At 67.0% G+C, this 19,463-nt stretch carries 18 protein-coding genes; 9 read left to right on the forward strand and 9 right to left on the reverse strand.

What is annotated here, in order from left to right; genetic code table 11:
* Positions 1–5 precede the first annotated feature (5 nt).
* On the reverse strand, positions 6–1,652 hold the full coding sequence (locus tag GKZ92_RS21885; RefSeq protein ID WP_040004231.1) for an acyl-CoA synthetase: 1,647 nt from the start codon (positions 1,650–1,652) through the stop codon (positions 6–8).
* A 293-nt stretch (positions 1,653–1,945) separates the two neighbouring features.
* Between GKZ92_RS21885 and GKZ92_RS21890 the strand changes: the two genes are divergently transcribed.
* A complete protein-coding gene (locus tag GKZ92_RS21890; RefSeq protein WP_035753653.1) occupies positions 1,946–2,932 on the forward strand; it encodes an esterase/lipase family protein in 987 nt (328 codons plus the stop codon).
* The gene (locus tag GKZ92_RS21895) at positions 2,929–3,780 is read left to right on the forward strand and encodes an oxygenase MpaB family protein (RefSeq protein WP_006359612.1); all 852 of its coding nucleotides are present in this window, start codon (positions 2,929–2,931) and stop codon (positions 3,778–3,780) included. The genes GKZ92_RS21890 and GKZ92_RS21895 overlap by 4 nt, the downstream gene beginning before the upstream one ends.
* A gap of 56 nt (positions 3,781–3,836) precedes the next feature.
* Here GKZ92_RS21895 and GKZ92_RS21900 read toward each other — a convergent pair whose 3' ends face one another.
* From GKZ92_RS21900 to GKZ92_RS21925, 6 genes are all read right to left on the reverse strand, one after another.
* On the reverse strand, positions 3,837–5,171 hold the full coding sequence (locus GKZ92_RS21900; protein ID WP_006359611.1) for an NtaA/DmoA family FMN-dependent monooxygenase: 1,335 nt from the start codon (positions 5,169–5,171) through the stop codon (positions 3,837–3,839).
* 72 nt (positions 5,172–5,243) lie between these two features.
* A complete protein-coding gene (locus GKZ92_RS21905) occupies positions 5,244–6,017 on the reverse strand; it encodes an ABC transporter ATP-binding protein (protein WP_006359610.1) in 774 nt (257 codons plus the stop codon).
* Positions 6,014–6,901: an ATP-binding cassette domain-containing protein gene (locus GKZ92_RS21910; RefSeq protein WP_042375993.1), complete on the reverse strand. Its 888-nt coding sequence runs from the start codon at positions 6,899–6,901 to the stop codon at positions 6,014–6,016. The genes GKZ92_RS21905 and GKZ92_RS21910 overlap by 4 nt, the downstream gene beginning before the upstream one ends.
* On the reverse strand, positions 6,898–8,517 hold the full coding sequence (locus tag GKZ92_RS21915; protein ID WP_006359608.1) for an ABC transporter substrate-binding protein: 1,620 nt from the start codon (positions 8,515–8,517) through the stop codon (positions 6,898–6,900). The genes GKZ92_RS21910 and GKZ92_RS21915 overlap by 4 nt, the downstream gene beginning before the upstream one ends.
* Before the next feature lie 59 nt (positions 8,518–8,576).
* Positions 8,577–9,452 (reverse strand): ABC transporter permease, encoded by an 876-nt coding sequence (locus tag GKZ92_RS21920; RefSeq protein WP_006359607.1) that lies wholly within the window; start codon positions 9,450–9,452, stop codon positions 8,577–8,579.
* A 3-nt stretch (positions 9,453–9,455) separates the two neighbouring features.
* Positions 9,456–10,616 carry an ABC transporter permease gene (locus tag GKZ92_RS21925; RefSeq protein ID WP_040004230.1) on the reverse strand — a complete coding sequence of 387 codons (1,161 nt, stop codon included), beginning with the start codon at positions 10,614–10,616 and terminating at the stop codon, positions 9,456–9,458.
* A gap of 296 nt (positions 10,617–10,912) precedes the next feature.
* On the opposite strand from GKZ92_RS21925, the gene GKZ92_RS21930 reads away from it, so the two are divergent.
* The 4 genes from GKZ92_RS21930 to GKZ92_RS21945 all read left to right on the forward strand — a co-directional run bounded on the left by GKZ92_RS21930 (position 10,913) and on the right by GKZ92_RS21945 (position 13,741).
* Positions 10,913–11,767, forward strand: a complete 855-nt coding sequence (locus tag GKZ92_RS21930) for a GntR family transcriptional regulator (protein ID WP_035753649.1) — start codon at positions 10,913–10,915, stop codon at positions 11,765–11,767.
* Between the two features lie 84 nt (positions 11,768–11,851).
* The gene (locus tag GKZ92_RS21935; RefSeq protein ID WP_006359604.1) at positions 11,852–12,367 is read left to right on the forward strand and encodes an NADPH-dependent FMN reductase; all 516 of its coding nucleotides are present in this window, start codon (positions 11,852–11,854) and stop codon (positions 12,365–12,367) included.
* The gene (locus GKZ92_RS21940; RefSeq protein ID WP_006359603.1) at positions 12,364–12,870 is read left to right on the forward strand and encodes a flavin reductase family protein; all 507 of its coding nucleotides are present in this window, start codon (positions 12,364–12,366) and stop codon (positions 12,868–12,870) included. The genes GKZ92_RS21935 and GKZ92_RS21940 overlap by 4 nt, the downstream gene beginning before the upstream one ends.
* Positions 12,871–12,955: 85 nt before the next feature.
* Positions 12,956–13,741, forward strand: a complete 786-nt coding sequence (locus GKZ92_RS21945; protein ID WP_006359602.1) for an SHOCT domain-containing protein — start codon at positions 12,956–12,958, stop codon at positions 13,739–13,741.
* Positions 13,742–13,768: 27 nt separating this feature from the next.
* Here the strand turns inward: GKZ92_RS21945 and GKZ92_RS21950 are convergent, their stop codons facing one another.
* On the reverse strand, positions 13,769–15,091 hold the full coding sequence (locus GKZ92_RS21950) for an aspartate aminotransferase family protein (RefSeq protein ID WP_006359601.1): 1,323 nt from the start codon (positions 15,089–15,091) through the stop codon (positions 13,769–13,771).
* Positions 15,092–15,370: 279 nt separating this feature from the next.
* Here GKZ92_RS21950 and GKZ92_RS21955 point away from each other — a divergent pair, with 279 nt between their 5' ends.
* The 3 genes from GKZ92_RS21955 to GKZ92_RS21965 are packed head-to-tail and all read left to right on the forward strand — an operon-like array spanning position 15,371 to position 17,978.
* Positions 15,371–16,390, forward strand: a complete 1,020-nt coding sequence (locus GKZ92_RS21955; protein ID WP_006359600.1) for a phosphotransferase enzyme family protein — start codon at positions 15,371–15,373, stop codon at positions 16,388–16,390.
* Between the two features lie 48 nt (positions 16,391–16,438).
* Positions 16,439–17,215, forward strand: a complete 777-nt coding sequence (gene fabG / locus GKZ92_RS21960) for a 3-oxoacyl-ACP reductase FabG (RefSeq protein WP_035754059.1) — start codon at positions 16,439–16,441, stop codon at positions 17,213–17,215.
* Positions 17,216–17,231: 16 nt separating this feature from the next.
* Positions 17,232–17,978, forward strand: coding sequence for a GntR family transcriptional regulator (locus tag GKZ92_RS21965; protein ID WP_006359598.1), 747 nt, complete (start codon positions 17,232–17,234; stop codon positions 17,976–17,978).
* Here the strand turns inward: GKZ92_RS21965 and GKZ92_RS21970 are convergent.
* Positions 17,975–19,264 (reverse strand): bifunctional 3,4-dihydroxy-2-butanone-4-phosphate synthase/GTP cyclohydrolase II, encoded by a 1,290-nt coding sequence (locus tag GKZ92_RS21970; protein ID WP_006359597.1) that lies wholly within the window; start codon positions 19,262–19,264, stop codon positions 17,975–17,977. The genes GKZ92_RS21965 and GKZ92_RS21970 overlap by 4 nt on opposite strands.
* Positions 19,265–19,463: the final 199 nt, after the last annotated feature.

Below are 19,463 nucleotides of genomic sequence, written 5' to 3' on the forward strand. Positions count from 1 at the left end.
GAGACCTACAGCGGCCCCGTCGGCAACTGCCGGCGGACGAGCTTGCCCGTGGGATTGCGCGGCAACTCGTCGACGAACACCACGTCGCGCGGCACCTTGTACCGGGCGAGATGCGCCTTCACATGCGCCTTGACGTCCTCGGGCGAAGGGTTGGCATGCGGAGCCGCAACGATGAAGGCGCGCAGCCGCTTTCCGAACTCGTCGTCGTCCACGCCGATCACCGCGACGTCGTCGATGTCGGGGTGTTCGCCGAGCAGGTTCTCCACCTCGAGCGGATAGACGTTCTCCCCGCCGGAGACGATCATGTCGTCGTCGCGGCCGTCGATGTGCAGCAGGCCGTGTTCGTCGAACCGCGCCATGTCGCCGGTGGACATGAAGCCGTCGATGACCTCCTTGTTGCGTCCGTCGGTGTACCCCTCGAAAGGAGCACCGTTGCGGACGAAGAGCCTTCCACGGACGTTGGTTCCGGAGATCCGTCGACCTTCGTCGTCGAACAGGGCGAGGCGGCTGGTGACCGGCGGCCGGCCGACCGTGCCCGGCGCGAGACGCAGTTCCTCGGGTTGCGCCACCGAGGCGACCGCCACCTCGGTCGACCCGTAGAGGTTGTAGAGGACGTCGCCGAACGTGTCCTGGACGGCCTCCGAAAGCGTCGGCGACAGAGCCGATCCCGCGATCACGATGATCCGCAGCGCGGACGTGTCGTACTTCTTGATGACGTCGGGTCCGAGAGCCACCATGCGGTGGAGCATGGTCGGTACCGCGACCAGCACCTCCGCTTTGTGTTCGGCCAGCGCGGCCAGCGTCTTCTCCGGATCGAACCGTCGCATCACGACGGCCTTGTTGCCCAGAGCCGCCCCCACACCCCAGAGCGCGAAGCCGGTGGAGTGGAAGATCGGCGAGACGATCACCATGGTCCCGCGTTGCGGGAACGGGATTCGGTCGAGCAGAAGGGCGCTCGAGAACGGGGACAACTTGGAGCGCTGAGCCCCCTTGGGCAGTCCCGTCGTGCCGCTCGTCAGGATCACGAGTCCGGCCCACTCATCCGGTTCCGCGGGTGTTGACGTGTCCCCGCCGGCGACGATGTCGTCGAGGGTGCGAACCCCTTCGGGGACCGGGCGCTCGCCATCGACCCAGGTCACGATCCGGAGAGTCTCGGGAGGTAGGGCGTCGGCGAGATCGCTGAACTCCTCGTCGTAGAGCATCGCGACGATCTTCTCGCGTTCGGCGACCTCGACGAACTGGGTCTTTCCGAATCCCGTGTTCATCATGGCCAGCCGCACACCGGCCTTGCCCGCGGCGCTCATCGTCGTCAGCAGACCTCGATGGTCGCGCGCGATCACGCCGATCACCGAGCCTCGCTCGACGCCGGAGGAGAGCAGATGGTTGGCCAACGCGTTCGCGTTCGCGTTCAGTTCACCGTAGGTCAGTTCACCGCGTTCGTCGGCGACCGCACCCGCTTCCGGGTACTCGTCCGCACCCTGCGCCACCACCGACGCGCAGGGCCCGATGATCTTCGCGCGCTTGACCGTGGTGAGGAGCTCTTTGGGTCGCGTGGGGTCCAGCAGACCCGAACGCTTGAGCACCTTGAAGGCGCCGACGGCGTCCTGCACCTGTTCGACGGCGGTTCCGACTGCGCCGGTCACCGAGACCATGTCCACTCACCTTTCGCGGCCGGAGCCGCTAGTCCGCGCCCACGGGGTCGGCTCGACGATGACGCGACGTTGGTCACGGGCGTCACCAGGGGCCGATGCAGGTGCCAGAGTAGGTCGCGACCTTGCGAGCAATTTCCCGCTTCGACGAAATCGGCCGGGTGCCAACGGTTGTCGTCGATCTTGCCGGACGCCTCGCGGCAGGTGGGGGGTCGGGCGGGCGATCGGGTAACTGATTCGTTGCGGATCCGCGACGACTCTGACAACATCTGTCCTCAGATCGAGGGTGGAGGAACATGTTCAAGATGAGACGGCTGACGACGATCGTCACCGCTGCGGTGGCATGCACGATGACAGCGACGTTGGGTCTGACCGGGGTGGGTTCGGCCGAGGCCGCGCCGTCGAAGAAACACCCCGTGTCCTGGGACTTCCGGTCCGCGATCCCCAACGTGCTCAACCAGACGTTGGACGCGAACTGGTCCCCGCCGGGCGCCAACGACCCGTCGTGCAAGCTGACCGAGGACCGCCCCAACCCGGTGATCCTGCTGAACGCCACCGCCACCACCCAGTGGGCCTACAGTGCCGGCGCCCCGTACCTCGCCAACCGCGGGTACTGCGTCTACACGTTCAACTACGGCAACATCACGCCGCTGCCGAGCTTCCCCATCCAGGGTCTCGCCGACATCGAGCGGTCAGCCCGCGAGGTCTCGCGCAACATCGACCGGATCATGCGCAGCACCGGGGCGAAGAAGGTCGATCTGGTCGGTTGGTCGCAGGGCGGTGGCCTGTTGCCGCACTACTACATCGACTTCCTCGGCGGCGACAAGAAGGTCGACAAGGTCATCGGCATCGCGCCCGGTAACCACGGTTCGACGGGCGACATGCTCACCTACGTACGGTATTTCATCCCGCCGTTCGGACCCGTCGGCTACGACATCTTCAAGGCACTGTTCCCCGCCTTCGCACAGCAGGCACAGTATTCGGACCTCGTTCGCAAGGTCTACGGCAACGGTGACACCAAGCCGGGACCCCACTACACGACGATCGTCACCAAGTACGACGAGATCGCGACCCCGTTCACCAACGGCTTCCTCGAGGGTGACAACGTCACGAACATTCTTCTGCAGCAGGACTGTCCGGTAGATCTCTCCGAGCACCTGTCGATCAACTTCAGCGAGCGCACCTGGCGTCACGTGAAGAATGCGTTGACGCCCGCCGAGGCAACGCGCGTACCCTGTTTCCAGGTCGACCCGTTCTATCCGGGAATGAGCGAAGGCAGATGACAGCAGAACCCGAGGCGTCCATCGACAACTCCGAGATCACTCCCCTCGGACCGGATTCGGTGGCCTGGACGGTCTTCGGCGACCTGACCTTCGTCCTGGGTGCGCCCCGTCGGCTCCTCATCGACGTCGCCCACCCCGTGGTGGCGACCGGCGTGCGCGAGTTCTCGGTCTTCGAGACCGACCCGTACGGACGTGCCGAACGCACACTCGACATGATCATGGGCGTCGTCTACGGCCGCGACGACGCACTCGCCATGGCGCGCCGGCTGCGCGAACGCCACCGCGACATCAAGGGCCGGAATCCCGACGGCTCCCGCTGGAGCTCATTGAATCCCGAAGCGTTCCACTGGGTTCACGCGAGCCTCGTGCACGGGATCTACACCCAGCAGAAGGAACTCGGACGAGGGTGGAAGCCCGGCGAGGTCGAGCAGTTCTACCTCGAGATGCGCCGGGTCGGGCTCATGTACGGCGTGCGCGAGCAGGACATGCCGGAGAACTGGGAGGCATTCTGCGCCTGGTTCGACGAGATGACCCGCACCCGACTCGAGCGTTCCGACATGACCGATCGCGTCTTCGGTGTGGTGACGTCGCCGAAACCGCCGCCGCACATCCCGGTCCTACGGCACGCGCTCGTCTGGAACACGACGGTCCGTCCCGTGGCCGGTCTCGTCCTGGCCACCGTCACCGCCGGTCTGCTCACACCGGAGCTCCGCGAGCTGCTCGGCATCGACTGGGGTGCCGGACGCCGCCTTCTCTTCCGCCTGATCTCGCTGCAGTCGCGGCTGATCATCCCGCGGTTGCCCAGGGCCATCCGCATGGTGCCGCACGCCCGCGCGGCGTACCGCTAGACGATCGCCTGTGTCCCCGCACGCCGAGACGTGCGGGGACACAGTGGTCTCGGTGATCAGAAGGCGCGCAGGTTCTCCCGGAGGGTCGATCCGGTGTACTCCTCACGGATGAGTCCGCGGCGACGCAGTTCCGGTGCCAGGCCGTCGGAGATCATCGCCATGTTCATGCGCGTGGTGGGCAGATAGAAGAGGAAGCCGTCTCCACCCGCCTCTTCCATGATCTCGCCCATCTTGTCCGCGATGGTCGACGGTGAACCGATGAGTCCCATGTCCTTGACCTGGAAGCTGCTCGCGACGACCTCGCGCAGGGTCTCGTCCTCGCGGCCGCCGAACAGTCCGGCGATCGAGGTGTACTCGCCGTTCTGCTTGGACAGATCGATGTCGCCGACCCTGGTGTCGGGATCGATGGCACCGAAGTCGATACGACCACCCGAGGTGTAGGACATGTTCCACAGGTTGTACTCGATGGCCTTGTCCGTCTTGCGGAACGCTTGCGCCGCTTCGTAGGCGGCCTGGGCCTCGGCGTCGGTGGCCGCGATCGTCGGGGTCGCGATGAAGAGGACCTTGATGTGGTCGGGGTTGCGTCCGGCGGCGGCCGCGCGGGCACGGATGTCCTCGCGGTAGGCCTTGGCGTCTGCGGCGTCCTTGACGATGGCGATCTGGGTGTCGTCGTAGTTGGCGGCGAGCACACGACCCGGCTCCGAGCTACCGGCCGAGCACACCGGCACCTCACGCTGCGGACCCGGGATGGTGTTCAGCGGGCCGCGGCACTTGAAGAACTTGCCCACGAACTCGATCGGGTTGACCTTGGTGTGGTCGGCATAGACGCCGGCGTAGGGATCGGCGATGACGGCGCCCTCCTCCCACGAGTTCTGCAGCGCCTTGACGACGTCGATCCACTCCATCGCCATCTCGTAGCGCTCGTCGTGTTCGAGATGTCGTTCGTAGCCGAAGTTCTGGGCAACCCGGTCGGTGACGCTGGTGACCACGTTCATGCCCACACGACCCTCGGTCAGGTGGTCCAGGGTGGTGAAGGCGCGTGCGGCGAGGAACGGCGGGTACTGGATGGTCGAGACGGTCGGGATGATGCCGATGTGCTTGGTGGCCTGCGTCATCAGCGGGACCAGCGGCAGCGGATCGTTCTTGGGGGCCATGAAGCCACGACGCAGCGAAGTCTCCGCGGAGTTGTTGTAGGAGTCCTCGACCATCGAGGTGTCCTCGATGAGGATGTAGTCGAAGCCGGCACGCTCGAGGCTCTTGGCCATGTCGACGTGGATGTCGGGCTTCATCCAGTCCAGGTGGTTGGTGCCGGTCCACGGACCGTCACCGTTCGTCGGGCTCCAGGGGTGAATGCCGAAGCCGTCTCCGAGGAACCAACCCATGTGGAACATTGCGATCTCCTGTCGTGAGAAATGATTGTGAGATGTGTTGCCACCGACCGGGATGGCCGGCGAGTCGTGGGGTCAGGCCGCCGCTTCCATGGCCTGGTATGCGCCGACCAGCGTCTGCGTGTAGTCGTTCGACGGCGCCTGCAGGATCGACATCGTCTCGCCCGATTCGACGACCTTGCCGCGGTTCATCACGAGCAGGTCGTCGGTGATGAAGGCGGTGGCCGGCAGGCCGTGCGAGATGAAGACCAGCCCGAGCGAGTGCGTCTGCACGTAGTCCTTGAGGAGATTGAGGACCACGGCCTGTGCCGACACGTCGAGTGCACTCACCGCCTCGTCGCAGACCAGGATGTCCGGTCCGACGACGAGAGCACGCGCGATCGAAAGACGTTGCCGCTGGCCGCCGGAAAGCTGGTGCGGATACCGCTCCACGAGTTCGGGTGCGATGCCGAGTTCGGCGACGATGGCGTCCACGGCGGCGTCGGCCGCCTTCTCGTCGAGCCCGCCGAGGATCTGCGCCGGACGTCGGATCGCCTCGCGGATGATCCGCCGCGGATCGAACGTCGTGGTGGTGTCCTGGGCCACGAGCTGCACCTTGCGGCGGTACTCGAGACGGCCGGGACGACGTTCCAGCAGCCGGGACAGGTCGCGGCCGTCGACCAGGACCTGCCCGGAGGTCGGTGCGGTGAGTCCGACGATCATCTTGCCGAGAGTGGACTTTCCCGAACCGCTTTCGCCGACGATTCCGGTGGCGCGGCCGCTCTCCAACTTGGTGGTCACCCCGCCGATGGCGGTCACCTTGCGCCCGTACTGCTTGTGCACGTCGACGACCTCGATGATCGTGCTCATGCTGCGGCCTCCTCTCTCATGACCGTGTCCAGCGTCGGAAGACGTTCCAACTGAGCGGAACTCAGCGTGGGCATGCATTCCAGCAATCCCCGGGTGTACGGGTGGGTCGCGTGGTCCAGGTCCCTGGCGGCGATGGTCTCCACGACGCCGCCGGCCTGCATGACGAGCACCTTGTCGGCGAAACGACGCGCGAGTGCGATGTCGTGGGTGATGAAGACCAGCGATGCCCCGTTCTCGATGGTGAGGCCGGTCATGAGTTCCATGACCGACACCGCCAGGGACGCGTCGAGAGCACTCGTCGGTTCGTCGGCGATGAGCAGTTCCGGCTCGGACGCCAGCGCGATCGCCATCATCACTCGCTGCCGCATGCCGCCGGAGAGCTGACCCGGTACCGACGTCATCACCCGGCGCGGTTCGACGATGCCGACCTGCTCCAGACGGGCCTCGGCGGCCGCGGCACGGCCCTTGCGGGAGCCGTACCTGCTCTTCGGGAGGACCGCCGTGAGCTGACTGCCCACCGACCAGATCGGATCGAGAGAGCTCATCGCGTCCTGGAAGATCATCGAGATCCCCTCACGCCGAGCCGGGATCCTCTGAGCCTTCTCCGCCAGCAACGAACGGCCCGACAGCGACATCCTCGCCGCCGACACCTCGCCAACACCCGGCGGGATGAACCCGCCGAGTGCGTTGGCGATGCTCGACTTCCCCGAGCCAGACTCGCCGACGATCGCGACCCGCTCGCGCCGGCCGATCGTGAACGAGGTCGGGTGGACCTTCTCCACCCCGCCGTAACGGATCGTCAGATCGGTGACCTCGAGGACCGGGGCAGCGGTGCCCGTCACGTCCTCTCCGGCTACCGAGACCTGGTCGGTGAGCGTGGTCATGGCTTGAGCTCCGAGTAGTCGATCACGCTGTCGGTGCGGAAGACGTAGCCCTCGACACCGTTGGCGAATGCGTTGAGCGGCTGCACGTATCCGATGTAGACGGTCGGCATCTGGTCCTGCAGGATGCGTTCGGCTTCGTTCCACTCACCCCATGCGGCCGGGGTCAGCGGCTCGCCGGAGGCGTTGCCGGCCGCGATGGCGTTGTTCAGCGGTGCGTAGTCGAAGTCCGGCCAGTTGATCGGCGATCCCGGGGTGTAGAAGAGGGACAGCACGTACGGCGGGGACTGCACGACCGCGTAGTCACGACCCATCGATGCCTGGAACGTCTTGTTGGCCAGTCCCTCCTGGAAGACCGCCGAGTTCACCTCGTTGAGGGTGACCTCGAATCCCGCTGCGCGGGCCGCGGTCTGGATCTGGACGGCCGACTCCTTGAGATCGGGTACGGCGTTGTTGACGGTCAGCTCGAACTTCACCGGCGTGGTGATCCCCGCGTTGCGCAGGATCTCCAACGACTTCGCCGGGTCGGTGGTGTTGCTCTTCAGGCCGTTGCCGTTGTAGTCCGGGAGCGTGTCGTTGAGGATCGACGAGATCGGACCCAGGCGGCCCTTGTAGACGTCCTTCATGATCGCGTCGTAGGGAACCGCGTACGAGAACGCGCGGCGGACCTCGACGTTGTCGAAGGGCGCCTTGGTGGTGGTCAGCGGGACGTAGACGTAGGCATTGCTGGGCACCGTGAAGATCTGGGCGGCGTTCGCGTCGCGCAGGGCGACCTGGTCGGCCGGACGCAGCTGGGTGGCGACCGATGCGTCACCGCTCTTCACGAGGTTGGAGCGCTGGCCGGCGTCGGCGACGACGCGCTGGACGACACGCTTCACCCCTGGCTCACCGAGGGCGTATCCGGGGTTGGCCTCGTAGACCATCTGCTGGCCGGGGGTGTAGCTGGTCAACTTGTACGCACCGAAGCCGAAGTCCGCGTTGGTCTTCGAGTACTCGACGCCGTACGGGTCGTCCGGGGTGGCGTTCGCGGTGAGCACCTCGGAGTCGTAGATGGCGTACGGGGTGTTCGCCAGCAGCGACAGCAGCGTGAAGCCGTGCGACGGATCGGCGATGGAGATGGTGACGGTGGCGTCGTCGACCTTCTTCACCTGATCGGTCGAGGTGATCACCGGAGCGCTGACGAACGACACGATGCTGGTGTCGACGTCGAACTTGCGCTTGAACGAGAAGATCACGTCGTCGGCGTCGAGGGCGTTGCCCGCTGCACTCTTCGCCTCGGTGTTGAGGTGGAAGGTGTAGGTCTTGCCGTCGGGACTGACCTCATAGCTCTTGGCCAGGACCGGCTCGAACTTGAAGAGCTCCTGGTGCGCCGAGAGGCCGTCGGAACCGGCGACGTACGGGTTGCGGATGAGGGTGGCACCGGTGTTCAGGAAGAACTCCGCGGCCTCGTAGCCGGTTGCGCTGGTCTCGTAGCTGAAGCTCGGGGGCTGGGCCGCGGTCACGATGACCACGCCGCCCTCGGCGGAGTTGTTCGACGACCCGCCACCACACGCGCTGAGTGTCAGTGCGGCGGCGAGGGCGAGCGCGGTTCCGCTCACCAGGGTGGACAGTCGTTTCATGGTTATCGGGGACTCCGTTCTGGGAAGGGTTGAGAGAGCAGCTGTTACACGTCGTGCGGTCAGAAACGTCGGCGACGGGAGATGAAGGTGGTGACTCGGGAGGCCGCCCACACGGAGTAGGCGAGTGCGAGGACCGGGAACAGGGCGGGCCACCAGCGTCCGACCGCTGCGTCCGCCGCTCCGTCGGCGAGCATGTTGCCCCACTCCGCGGTCGGGAGCGGGATGCCGACGCCGAGAAATCCCAGGCCGGCGCAGAAGATGATCCCCATTCCGAAGATCGCCGAGGCGTTCTCGAGGACGGGAGCACACGAGTTCGGGATTACGTGGCGGGTGAGAATGCGGAACTCGGATTCGCCGCTCATCCGCGCCGCGGTCACGAAACCGTCGTTTCGGGTGCGCAGCACCTCGGTGCGCATCAACCTGCCCTGGAAGGGCATGAGTACCAACGCGAGCGCCAGCGCGATGACCACCGAGTTGCGGCCGAAGAAGGAGACGATGACCAGCCCGCCGATCATGACGGGCAGCGCCTGGACCAGATCGATCGTGCGGCCGAGTGTCGCCGCGATCACACCGAGCGGTCCGCCCTTCGAGCCGTACATGCCGGCGATCGATCCGATGGCGATGCCGACGACGGTCGCGAGCAGGGTCACTCCGATCGCGATGGCGATGTCCAACCGGAAGGCGGTGAGAGTCCGGGACAGCACGTCGAATCCGTTGGAGTCGGTGCCGAACCAGTGGGCGCCCGACGGCGCGGTCGAGGGGGTGCCGACCACTTCGGTCGCCGCCTGCGGTGCCAGCATCGGCCCGAAGACCGCGAGGAGTAGCAGGAGGGCGAACGGGATGAGAGCCGCGTAGTCACGAAGCCCGGACGTCTTCCTGGCACTCGTTGGTGCACCGGACATTTCCGTCGTTGTGGAGAGCGGTGCCATGGCCATGTGTCAGACCTCCGGGTTGCGCGAGTCGCGTCGACGGGAATCGAGAAGGCCGGTGGCCACCTCGGTGAGGAAGTAGACGATCAGACACATGCCGGCGATGACGATCAGGAAGGACCGGAGGGCGAACACGTCCGACGAGCGGACCGCGTCGACCGCGTACTGACCCAGGCCACCGAGACCGAAGAGCGATTCCAGGACCACCGCACCGCCGAGGAGGAGGCCGAAGATCATGCCGAGCATCGCTACCGCCGACGGCAGCGCCCGGCGGTAGATGCTCAGGACGACCACTCGTCGTGGAGCACCGGAGGCGATCCGGAACCGCGTTGCCGGGCTGTCGATCTCGGTGTCGAGCGCAAGAACCAGCGACTTCACGAGGATCGCGGAGTGCGACACGGTCATCACCGCGACCGGCAGGATCAGGTGCGCGATGTAGGAGTTGGCAGCGGCGGTGTCGCCGGCGATGAATGCGTCGAGGACCGGGAATCCGGTCACCTCGGTCGGCGGCATGAGGATCGGGTCGAGTCGTCCGGACGGCGCCGGAACCCAGGCCAGCGTCGCGAAGAACACGAACAGGAACAGGATACCGACGACGTACTCGGGGATCGCTCCCGCCGAACTCGCGTACGAGCGAAGCACTTTGGAGAACCGGTTGGTCGGCCGGGTCACGACCAGGTAGGACATCGGCAGGCTGACCAGACAGGCGAAGAACAGGCCGGCGCCGATGAGCTCGAGGGTCGCGGGGACCCGGGTGGCCATGTCCTCGGCGACCGGGCGGCCGGTGGCGATCGAGTTGCCGAGGTCCAGGCTGATCAGCGAGGTCAGATATGTCCAGTACTGGGTCGACAGAGATCCGTTGAGCCCGTATGACTCCCGCGCCTGTTCGAGTGCGGCGCCGGACAGGCGGCCACCCGAGGCGGAGACCAGCGGGTCACCCGGGATCAGCTGGACGAGGAAGAAGGCGACGACGACGAAGATCAGGAGGTTGACGATGCCGCGGCCGGCCGCACGTCCGATCCACGCCCACTCGGAAAGTCGTGACAGGACCACCCTGACGGCGGACCCCTTCGTCCCGGCACCACCGCCACCGGCGGTCGTCGTCGCATGTCGTGCATCGACTGCGCCCGGGCCGGCAATGCCTGGCTCGACACTGATATCGACGGTCACTCGATCCCTCCCATCTAGGACTCGATCTGTTGGGTCTCGATCTGTTGGGTGCTGATCCTCTGGCCGATTTGTTTCGAATCCCGCGTCCTGGCGTGACTGGTCAATTGCGCGGGTTCACATTCGTGACCATTGACGCGTAGCCGCAGGTCAAGGGGCCGTTCGGCATCGGCAAGGTCGTTTTCGCGCCGAATGTGACGCACACAACTTGCCCGCGCCGATGCGTGCAAGAGTCCTTAGACTCACAACCCATCGGCAGTTCAGCCCCCGCTGTTGGAAGAAGATCGGAAGTCATCTCCATGACGACACCACCCCCATTCCACCCGCGTTCGCGCGGCGGTTCCGCGCGTGGGCGCCAGGTGTCGTCCCGCCGCGTCCGCGACCTCATACTCGCCTCGATTCGCAACGGCACCATCGACATCGACGCGCAACTGGTCGAGGAAGACCTCATGATCATGTTCAACTCGAGCCGCGGCTCGGTGCGCGCGGCGCTGAGCGAGTTGAGCGAGACGGGTGTCGTGATCCGGCGCCCACGTGTCGGCACGCGGGTGAACCGCCGGGATCTGGGTGTCGCACTCGACGACATCTCCGCAACCGGCGGCGAACTGGTTCACATCCAGGTGACCGATCAGTGCATCGTGCCGGCCTTCCCACTCATCCGCGAGCGCCTGAAGATCGACGACGACGTCGTGCGTCTCGTCGAGAACTCCTTCATCGCCCACGACGAGATCATCGGGATGCGCAGCGCCTACTTCTCCCCGCGGTTCAATGCCGACCCCAATGTCCTTCGGGACAAGCCGATGTCGATGGCACGGACACTCGCCGAGTTCTTCGGGGTCGCACCGGGCGGCGCCTCGGTCTCCATCGGCGCCGAGCGCGCCGACGAACGGACCGCACGCCTGCTCGACGTCCGGCCCGGCGAGACCCTGTTGTCCCGGGAGATCCTCTACACCACCGCCGACGGCACACCGGTGGAGATCGTCTTCGACCGCTTCCGGGCGGATCGGATCCGGTTCGAATCGCAGATCGACAACTCCGACGTCACTTGGTGCCCGGAGCCCGACCCGGTCTCTTCCGCGGAAGAATCCCTGCGCACCAACGGGATATCGCAGGACCCGCAGCCCGGAGCGATCGGCTCTCCTCGCGCAATCTAGGGGAAATAGTCGGTTGACCAATCGGCAATGTCGCCCGCGCACTCTGCACGAGAACGCATCTCGCGACATTCGAAGGGGAGCATCGTGATCGTTTCCGTTGTGGCAGGCAATCCGAAGCCTGCATCGAGGACACTGACGGCGGCAAGCCTGTTGGCGTCGACCCTGACCGGCAAGGAACCCGACCATGTCGTCGACGTGGTCGACCTGGGTCCAGGCCTGCTCGGCTGGGGAGACACCGCGGTCGCGGAAGCCGTGGAGACCGTTGCGGGCAGCGACCTCGTCGTCTTCGCCTCGCCGACCTTCAAGGCCACCTACACGGGGCTGTTGAAGCTCTTCCTCGATCAGTTCTCGACGAGTGACGGCCTCCAGGACGTCACCGCCATCCCGCTGATGCTGGGTGCCGGACCCGCTCATTACCTGGCGCCCGACCTGCTTCTCAAGCCGGTGCTCGTCGAGCTGGGCGCGACCGTCCCGGCCGCCGGTCTCTACGTCGTCGACAAGCTCTACGACGACACCGAGGCATTCCAGCCCTGGATCGACCGCTGGGGTTCGGTCGTGCTCGCCTCGACGAAGGCAACGGTCCCGGCCGGTGACCGATGACCACGTCCGTCACCCCCACCACCGACCTGGACAGCACCGAACTGCGAAAGGCGTTCGGCGCCTTCCCGACCGGCGTCGTCGCGCTCGCCGGAATGTCCGGTGCCGAACCGGCCGTCATCGTCGCCTCCTCCTTCGCCGTCGGCGTCTCCCAGGAACCACCCCTGGTGATGTTCGCCGTGCAGCAGAGCTCGACCACCTGGCCGATCCTGCGCGAGCTGCCCAGTCTCGGCGTCTCGGTGCTGGGCGAGAGCCACACCGACGTGATCCGCCAGCTGTCCGCCAAGGACAAGACCCAGCGTTTTGCCGGTGTCGAGACAACCGTGTTGTCCAGCGGGGCAATGCTCCTCGACGATGCCCCGGTGCACTTCGAGTGCGCCATCGAGAGTTCGCACACGGCCGGCGACCACGAGATCGTCGTGCTGCGGGTGACCGGGCTGGCCAACGATCACTCGAAACAACCGATCGTCTTCCACCGCTCGGCATTCGCGCGGCTCAGCGCCTGAGTCGACCCGCTCGTCGATTCGTGGCGTCGGACGTCGGCGATCCGTGTGTACCCTGTTGGGGCATTCCTCGACGAAGGACATCACGATGACCAGCCGTGTGACACCTGAAGCAGAGAACGCCATCATCGAGATCGCCGTCCGGTTCGGCCTGTCTCGCGACGCCGTTCTGGCGATGCTTCTGGCGGTGAATGCCGGCGGTGGCACCATGGCCCAGTTCAACATTCCCGAACTCGGCGGCTCCGGTCAGTGGATGCGCGGCGGCATGACGATGGTCGGCGACATGTTCGACAACTCCCTCAAGTCCCGGGTCGATTCGCTGTGCAACGAACTCGCCGACGTCCTGACGACCACGTCGATCTTCCCGGCCGCGCCGGGGCAGCAGCCGGGCGCCGGTTTCGTCACCGCGGGGTCCTGGTGGCCGGCGGACCTCGGTGCGCCCAGCTCCACCGGGGGCCAGAACGACGTCCGGTACGCCGTGTTCCCGGCAACACGTCGCCTCGCCATCCAGGTCGCCGGGGTCACGCGGATCTTCGACACTGCGGATCACCGGATCGGGGGCGTCCAGCAACAGCAGGGCTCCGGATACGGCTCGGTGAGCTTCTCCAGCCAGTACGGCACCTTCGACGTGTCGAGCCTCGTCGAGCTCGGACCGCAACGGGACGCCGGAACCCCGGTGGCGGCACCTGCACCCTCGTCGGACGCACCCGCGCAGCCGCCGGTGCCCGCCGCCACTCCGGAACCGGCGGCACCTGCACAGAATTCGTCCGCCATCGTCGCGGCGATCGAGTCGCTGGCCGACCTCCACCAGCGCGGGATCCTGACCGACGAGGAATTCTCGTCGAAGAAGGCAGAACTGCTCAACCGTCTCTGACCCGAGGACCTGACCGGCGCCGTCCGATCAGCCCACGGTCGTGAGTGTCGTGGTCAGTGCGGATTCCAGTGCCGTGCAGAACCAGTCCACGTCCGGGTCGGAGAAGACGAGCGGCGGGCGGATCTTGAGAACGTTGCCGTGCTCGCCACAAACCGAGATGAGGACGTGGGCGTCCCGCATGGCCTCGACGATCGCGCGGGCGCGCCGCCGGTCGGGAGCACCGTCGTCGGTCACGATCTCCACCCCGATGTACAGGCCGGTGCCCCGGATGTCGTCGACGCCGGCGTGTTCGGCCGCGACGCCGGCGATCTCCCCCCGGAGGCGGCCGCCGATCCGGAGCGCGTGAGCAGGCAGGTCCTCGCTCTCGATGACGTCCAGCACCGCGGCCGCCGCCGCCATCGACACCGGGTTGCCCCCGAAAGTGTTGAAGTAGGGCTGTGTCAACGCGAATCGCTCGAGGACCTCGGACCGAACGGCCATCGCCGACACCGGCAGGCCGTTGCCCATGGGTTTGCCCATCGTGACGATGTCGGGCCGCACTCCGTGCCGATCGAACCCCCACATGGCCTCACCGGTTCGGCCGAAGCCGGGCTGCACCTCGTCGGCGATGAACACCGCACCGTGTTCACGCACGGCCGCGACCGCGGGAGCGAGGACGTCGGGCGCGGCGAAGATGCCGTCCGACGAGAAGATCGTGTCGACGATGAGACAGCTGAGCCCGAAGCCCGCGGCCTGTAGATCGTCGGCGGCTCGGCGCACGTGATCGGCGAACGCCTCTGCCGCCGAACCGGTCCCACGCCGGTCGGGCGGCGGCACCGTGCGGACGTGGGGACCGAGCACCGCCGGCCCTCCGTTCGACGGCGAGATCGCCGTCACCGCCTGGGTATTGCCGTGGTATGCCTCGGTGGTGACGACGACCCCGGTCGTCCCGGTGTGCATCGACGCGACCCGCAGCGCCAGGTCGTTGGCCTCGGAGCCGGTGCACGCGTACATCACCTGGTCGATGCCCGGTCCGAGCGTGCCCAGCAGTCGGTCGGAGTAGTCGACGATCCCGTCGTGGAGATAGCGGGTGTGGGTGTTGACCGAGGTCATCTGCCGCATCACGGCGTCGACGACGTGCGGATGACAGTGTCCGACGCTCGCCACGTTGTTGTAGGCGTCGAGGTAGCGGTCCCCGTCGGCGTCGAAGAGGTGACTCCCCTCGCCGCGCACGAGGTGAACGGGCTTGCGGTAGAACAACCGGTACGCCGGCCCGAGCATCCGTTCACGGGCCTCGATGAGTCCGTCCCCGTGCCGCCCCACCGAACCACCGGTGTAGCTGTTGGAATCCATGATGTTGGAGAAGCTCACGTGGGGTCTTTCTTGGAGTAGTGGTGATCGGGATCGATCCGCCGAACGTTTTGGTCTGCTCGATGGGGACCACATCCGGGTACGCCCAGGCACAGTGGTCCGGGACCGGCTCGGCGTCATCCTCACTTCTACGCCGTATTGCGTTGGTGGGCAACATATCGACGAGCCGTCGGCGCCCGGTTGTTTCCACCGCGTTTCCGCCGACCCGCGATCGCTACGGCCACGTTAAACATCGCCTTTTGGTCTGCTCTCATTCGGATTCCGGGTGACACTGTTCCGGTGCCCGGACTACCCGCAGACCATCACGCCTTCGCGGAGAAGGCGTTGCGCCACTACGGCTTCGCCCCGTCCGCGACGCTCCGCCTGCTGAGTCTGTCGGAGAACGCCACCTACCTCGCCGAAGACCCCGCCCGTCGACTCGTTCTGCGCGTGCACCGTCCCGGGTATCACTCCATCGAGGCGATCCGCTCCGAACTGAGGTGGATGACCGCCCTGGGGGCGGAGAGCCCCGTGTCCACCCCCACACCGGTCGCCGCCGCCGACGGTGCCGAAGTCGTCGATGTGACCGTGGACGGCCGGACCCTTCTGGTGGACGCCGTCACGGTGGTGCCGGGGTGCACCGCCGAAGAATCTCCTGGCGTCGTCGATTTCGCGACGATCGGCGCGATCACCGCGCACCTGCACGAGCACGCCTCCAGGTGGCCGGCGCCCGCGGACTTCGTCCGGTTCACCTGGGACGTCGAGACCATCCTCGGTCCGGACGCGCGGTGGGGGCAGTGGCGAGAGGCGCCCGGGCTGTCCCCCGAAGACCGCGCGGACATCGACCGTGCCGTCCGGGTCATCACCGAACGGCTCACCCAGTTCGGCAGCGGGCCCGATCGGTTCGGACTCGTCCACGCCGACCTGCGGCTGGCCAACCTGATGGTCGATCCGCAAGCGGACCTCCCGGCGATCACCGTCATCGACTTCGACGACTGCGGATGGTCCTGGCACCTCGCCGATCTCGGGTCCGCCGTCTCGTGGGTCGAACACGAGCCCGGGACCGAGGACCTCATCGACGACTGGCTCCGCGGGTACACCGCGGTCCGACCGCTGCCGGACGCTCATCTCGCGATGATCCCGACCTTCGTGCTGCTCCGCCGCATCCACCTGACCGCGTGGGTGGCGTCCCACGCCGACGCCGACGCGGCTCTGGGCATCGCCGACGACTTCGTCTCCGGCACCGCAGCTCTCGCCCGCAGGTACCTCGACGACCCGTCGTGGTTGCGACGGGTCGCCACCCGGACATCCGCGGCCTGACACCTCCGGTCACCGCCCCACCACGCACATCAGAGGAGCACCATGACCATGTTCAGCCAGGCCGGCCGATCGGTGATCGTCACCGGCGGCACCAAGGGAATCGGACGCGGCATCGCCCGGGTGTTCGCGCGGGCCGGTGCCGACGTCGCGATCGCGGCACGGTCGGCCGCCGAGATCGATTCGGCCATAGCCGAACTCGACGGTCTGGGAGAAGGCAAGGTCGTCGGGGTCATCACCGACGTCAGCGACCGGTCGTCGTGCGACGAGATGGCCCGGACCGTGCTGGAGACCGTCGGGTCGATCGACGTCGTCTGCGCGAACGCCGGCATCTTCCCCGAGGCGTCGCTCGCGACGATGACCGACGGGGACCTGAGCCAGGTTCTCGACGTGAACGTGAAGGGCACGGTGTTCACCGTGCAGGCCTGCCTGTCCGCACTCGCCGAATCGGGTAGCGGCCGGGTCATCATCACCTCGTCGATCACCGGCCCGATCACCGGCTTCCCCAACTGGTCGCACTACGGCGCGTCGAAGGCCGCCCAGCTGGGCTTCATGCGCACGGCCGCAATCGAACTCGCCGGCCAGGGGATCACCGTCAACGCGATCATGCCCGGAAACGTCCTGACCGAGGGGCTCGTCGAGATGGGTGAGGACTACATCGCGGGCATGACCCGCGCCATCCCGATGAAAGCCCTGGGAACCCCCGAGGACATCGGCCACCTCGCCGCGTTCCTCGCCACCCGCGAGGCCGGTTACATCACCGGGCAGGCGATCGCGGTCGACGGCGGCCAGGTGCTGCCCGAGTCACCGGACGCGATCCCGGCCTGACGGACGCGACGCCTGGATGGGTGAGACCAGCGGCGGGCCGGTCGCCGAGGATGTCCGCCGGCGCATCCTGGCGATGCTCGCCCAGGGGACCTTGACGCCCGGCGCCCGGCTCGGCACCGAGCGCGATATGGCCGAGGAGTTCTCGGTGTCGAGATCGACCCTGCGCAGTGCACTCCTCCCCCTCAGCCGGGCGGGTGTCCTGGAACGCCGAACCGGCCGCGGCGGAGGAACATTCATCCGAGCCGATGTCGTCGAGCGACACGCCGCCGAATCATCGAGTCTCCCACAGCTGCTGGCGGAGTCCGGACACGCCAGTGCGACGCGGGTGGTCGGTGTGGAACGACGACCGGCGACACTGATCGAGGCGCGCGCCCTCGAGATCACCTCGAGTGCAGAGGTGTTCGCGATCCGGCGCATCCGTCTCGCCGACGGCGCACCACTGTCGGTGGACCTGGCCTGCTTCCCCGTCGAACTGGCACCCGGCCTGCCGGCGCACCCGCTGGACGGATCGCTCTACGAACTACTGCGCACGCACTACGGACTCGCCGCCGCCGAGACCACGGAGACCGTCGAGGTCGGAGCCGCCAGCGGGCGCGAAGCCGACTGGCTCGACATCGGCGTCCGCCGTCCGCTTCTCGCCATCACCCGGGTGTCCCGCGACTGGGCGGGCATCCCGTTCGAGTACTCCTTCGACCTCTTCCGGGCGGATCGCGTCCGACTCGTGTCCACCTCGACGGTGACCCGCGAAGTGAAGGGAAGCTAGTTCGCGCGCGACCCCACCGAGAAGTCGCCGGTCTGACTGGCGTCGAACCCGCCGCCGGACGTGCCGCCCAGCAAGTGCCCGAGTCGCCGGCGCTTGGCGTCGAGGTAGCGGACGTTGGCCGGCATCACGCCCACGATCAGCGGGACACGCTGGGTGACCTCGATCCCGGAGTCGGTGAGTCCGCGGACCTTGTCGGGGTTGTTGGTCATGACGCGCGCCCGGTCGATCCCGAGGTCAGCGAGAATGGCTGCAGCGGCGCCGTATTCACGTCCGTCGACCGGTTCGTCGAGTTCGAGGTTCGCCTCGACGGTGTCGAGTCCCTGGTCCTGCAACCGGTAAGCGGCCAGTTTCTTGAGCAGCCCGATTCCCCGGCCCTCGTGCCCGCGCAGGTAGACCACGACCCCACCGTCGTAGCTGATGCGTTCGATCGCCGCGTCGAGTTGCGGTCCACATTCGCATCGCTGCGACGAGAATGCCTCTCCGGTCAGGCATTCGGAGTGGACCCGCACCAGCGGGGCACGCAGGTCGAGGCGGTCTCCGGACATCCCGGCGCTCACGAGGGCGATGTGTTCAGCGCCGGTCTCGGTGTCGCGGTAACCGATCGCGCGGAGTTCACCGGTCGGGGTCGGCAGGACCGTCTCCGCCCCGCGACGCACCCGGGGTGCCACCGACCAGCGGTCCGCGTCGTGGATACGGCGGTAGTTGACCAGCTCCTCGATGGTGAGCACCGGAAGGCCCATGCGCGAACCCATCGCGGCGACCTGCGGGTAGCGCATCATCGAACCGTCGGCGGCGACGAGTTCGGCGATCACGCCGACCGGGGCGACGTCGGCGAGCGTGCACAGGTCGACGGCGGCCTCGGTGTGTCCGGGACGTTCGAGGACCCCACCCGGCCGGGCACGAAGGGGTAGTACGTGTCCGGGCCGGGTGAAGTCTCGGGGGCCGGATGCGGCCCCGGCCAACATGCGCAGCGTGAGCGCACGATCGGCGGCCGAGATGCCCGTCGTGACTCCCTCCGCTGCGTCGACGGTCACCGTGTAGGCGGTGGCCTTGGGATCTTCGTTGTTGGTGACCATCGACGGCAGTTCGAGCATGTCCGCACGCTCGCCTGTCATCGGGGCGCACAGCAGACCGGAGGTGTTGCGCACGGTCCAGGCGGTCCACTCGGTGCTCACCCGGTCGGCGGCCAGGATGACGTCGCCCTCGTTCTCCCGGTCGGCGGCGTCGGTCACCAGAACCGGGCGGCCCGCACGCAGGGCATCGATGGCGTTCTCGATGGCGTTCATCAGTTCTCCTCGACGTCGACGAAGAATGGTCGTCGTGGTGTCCCCACGACCTGCACGCCATTCGACACCGTCTCCGTGTCGGTATGGAAACCCGCGAGTGGCTGGCGAATTTCGCCGGTCGGCACCCGCGTCCCCGCAGGTCAGCGCGCGCCCGACGCCGAATTCCGCCACTCACAGGCCGCCGATTCGGGCAATACGC

The sequence above is a fragment of the Gordonia sp. 135 genome, assembly GCF_009720185.1.
In the GTDB taxonomy this organism is placed as follows: Bacteria; Actinomycetota; Actinomycetes; order Mycobacteriales; family Mycobacteriaceae; genus Gordonia; species Gordonia alkanivorans.

What these genes read in the sequence shown, in the direction of transcription:
- GKZ92_RS21885 (WP_040004231.1), bottom strand. Translation starts at nt 1,652, where the DNA reads ATGGTCTCGGTGACCGGCGCAGTCGGAACCGCCGTCGAACAGGTGCAG.
- GKZ92_RS21890 (WP_035753653.1), top strand. Translation starts at nt 1,946, where the DNA reads ATGTTCAAGATGAGACGGCTGACGACGATCGTCACCGCTGCGGTGGCA.
- GKZ92_RS21895 (WP_006359612.1), top strand. Translation starts at nt 2,929, where the DNA reads ATGACAGCAGAACCCGAGGCGTCCATCGACAACTCCGAGATCACTCCC.
- GKZ92_RS21900 (WP_006359611.1), bottom strand. Translation starts at nt 5,171, where the DNA reads ATGTTCCACATGGGTTGGTTCCTCGGAGACGGCTTCGGCATTCACCCC.
- GKZ92_RS21905 (WP_006359610.1), bottom strand. Translation starts at nt 6,017, where the DNA reads ATGAGCACGATCATCGAGGTCGTCGACGTGCACAAGCAGTACGGGCGC.
- GKZ92_RS21910 (WP_042375993.1), bottom strand. Translation starts at nt 6,901, where the DNA reads ATGACCACGCTCACCGACCAGGTCTCGGTAGCCGGAGAGGACGTGACG.
- GKZ92_RS21915 (WP_006359608.1), bottom strand. Translation starts at nt 8,517, where the DNA reads ATGAAACGACTGTCCACCCTGGTGAGCGGAACCGCGCTCGCCCTCGCC.
- GKZ92_RS21920 (WP_006359607.1), bottom strand. Translation starts at nt 9,452, where the DNA reads ATGGCCATGGCACCGCTCTCCACAACGACGGAAATGTCCGGTGCACCA.
- GKZ92_RS21930 (WP_035753649.1), top strand. Translation starts at nt 10,913, where the DNA reads ATGACGACACCACCCCCATTCCACCCGCGTTCGCGCGGCGGTTCCGCG.
- GKZ92_RS21940 (WP_006359603.1), top strand. Translation starts at nt 12,364, where the DNA reads ATGACCACGTCCGTCACCCCCACCACCGACCTGGACAGCACCGAACTG.
- GKZ92_RS21945 (WP_006359602.1), top strand. Translation starts at nt 12,956, where the DNA reads ATGACCAGCCGTGTGACACCTGAAGCAGAGAACGCCATCATCGAGATC.
- fabG (WP_035754059.1), top strand. Translation starts at nt 16,439, where the DNA reads ATGTTCAGCCAGGCCGGCCGATCGGTGATCGTCACCGGCGGCACCAAG.
- GKZ92_RS21965 (WP_006359598.1), top strand. Translation starts at nt 17,232, where the DNA reads ATGGGTGAGACCAGCGGCGGGCCGGTCGCCGAGGATGTCCGCCGGCGC.
- GKZ92_RS21970 (WP_006359597.1), bottom strand. Translation starts at nt 19,264, where the DNA reads ATGAACGCCATCGAGAACGCCATCGATGCCCTGCGTGCGGGCCGCCCG.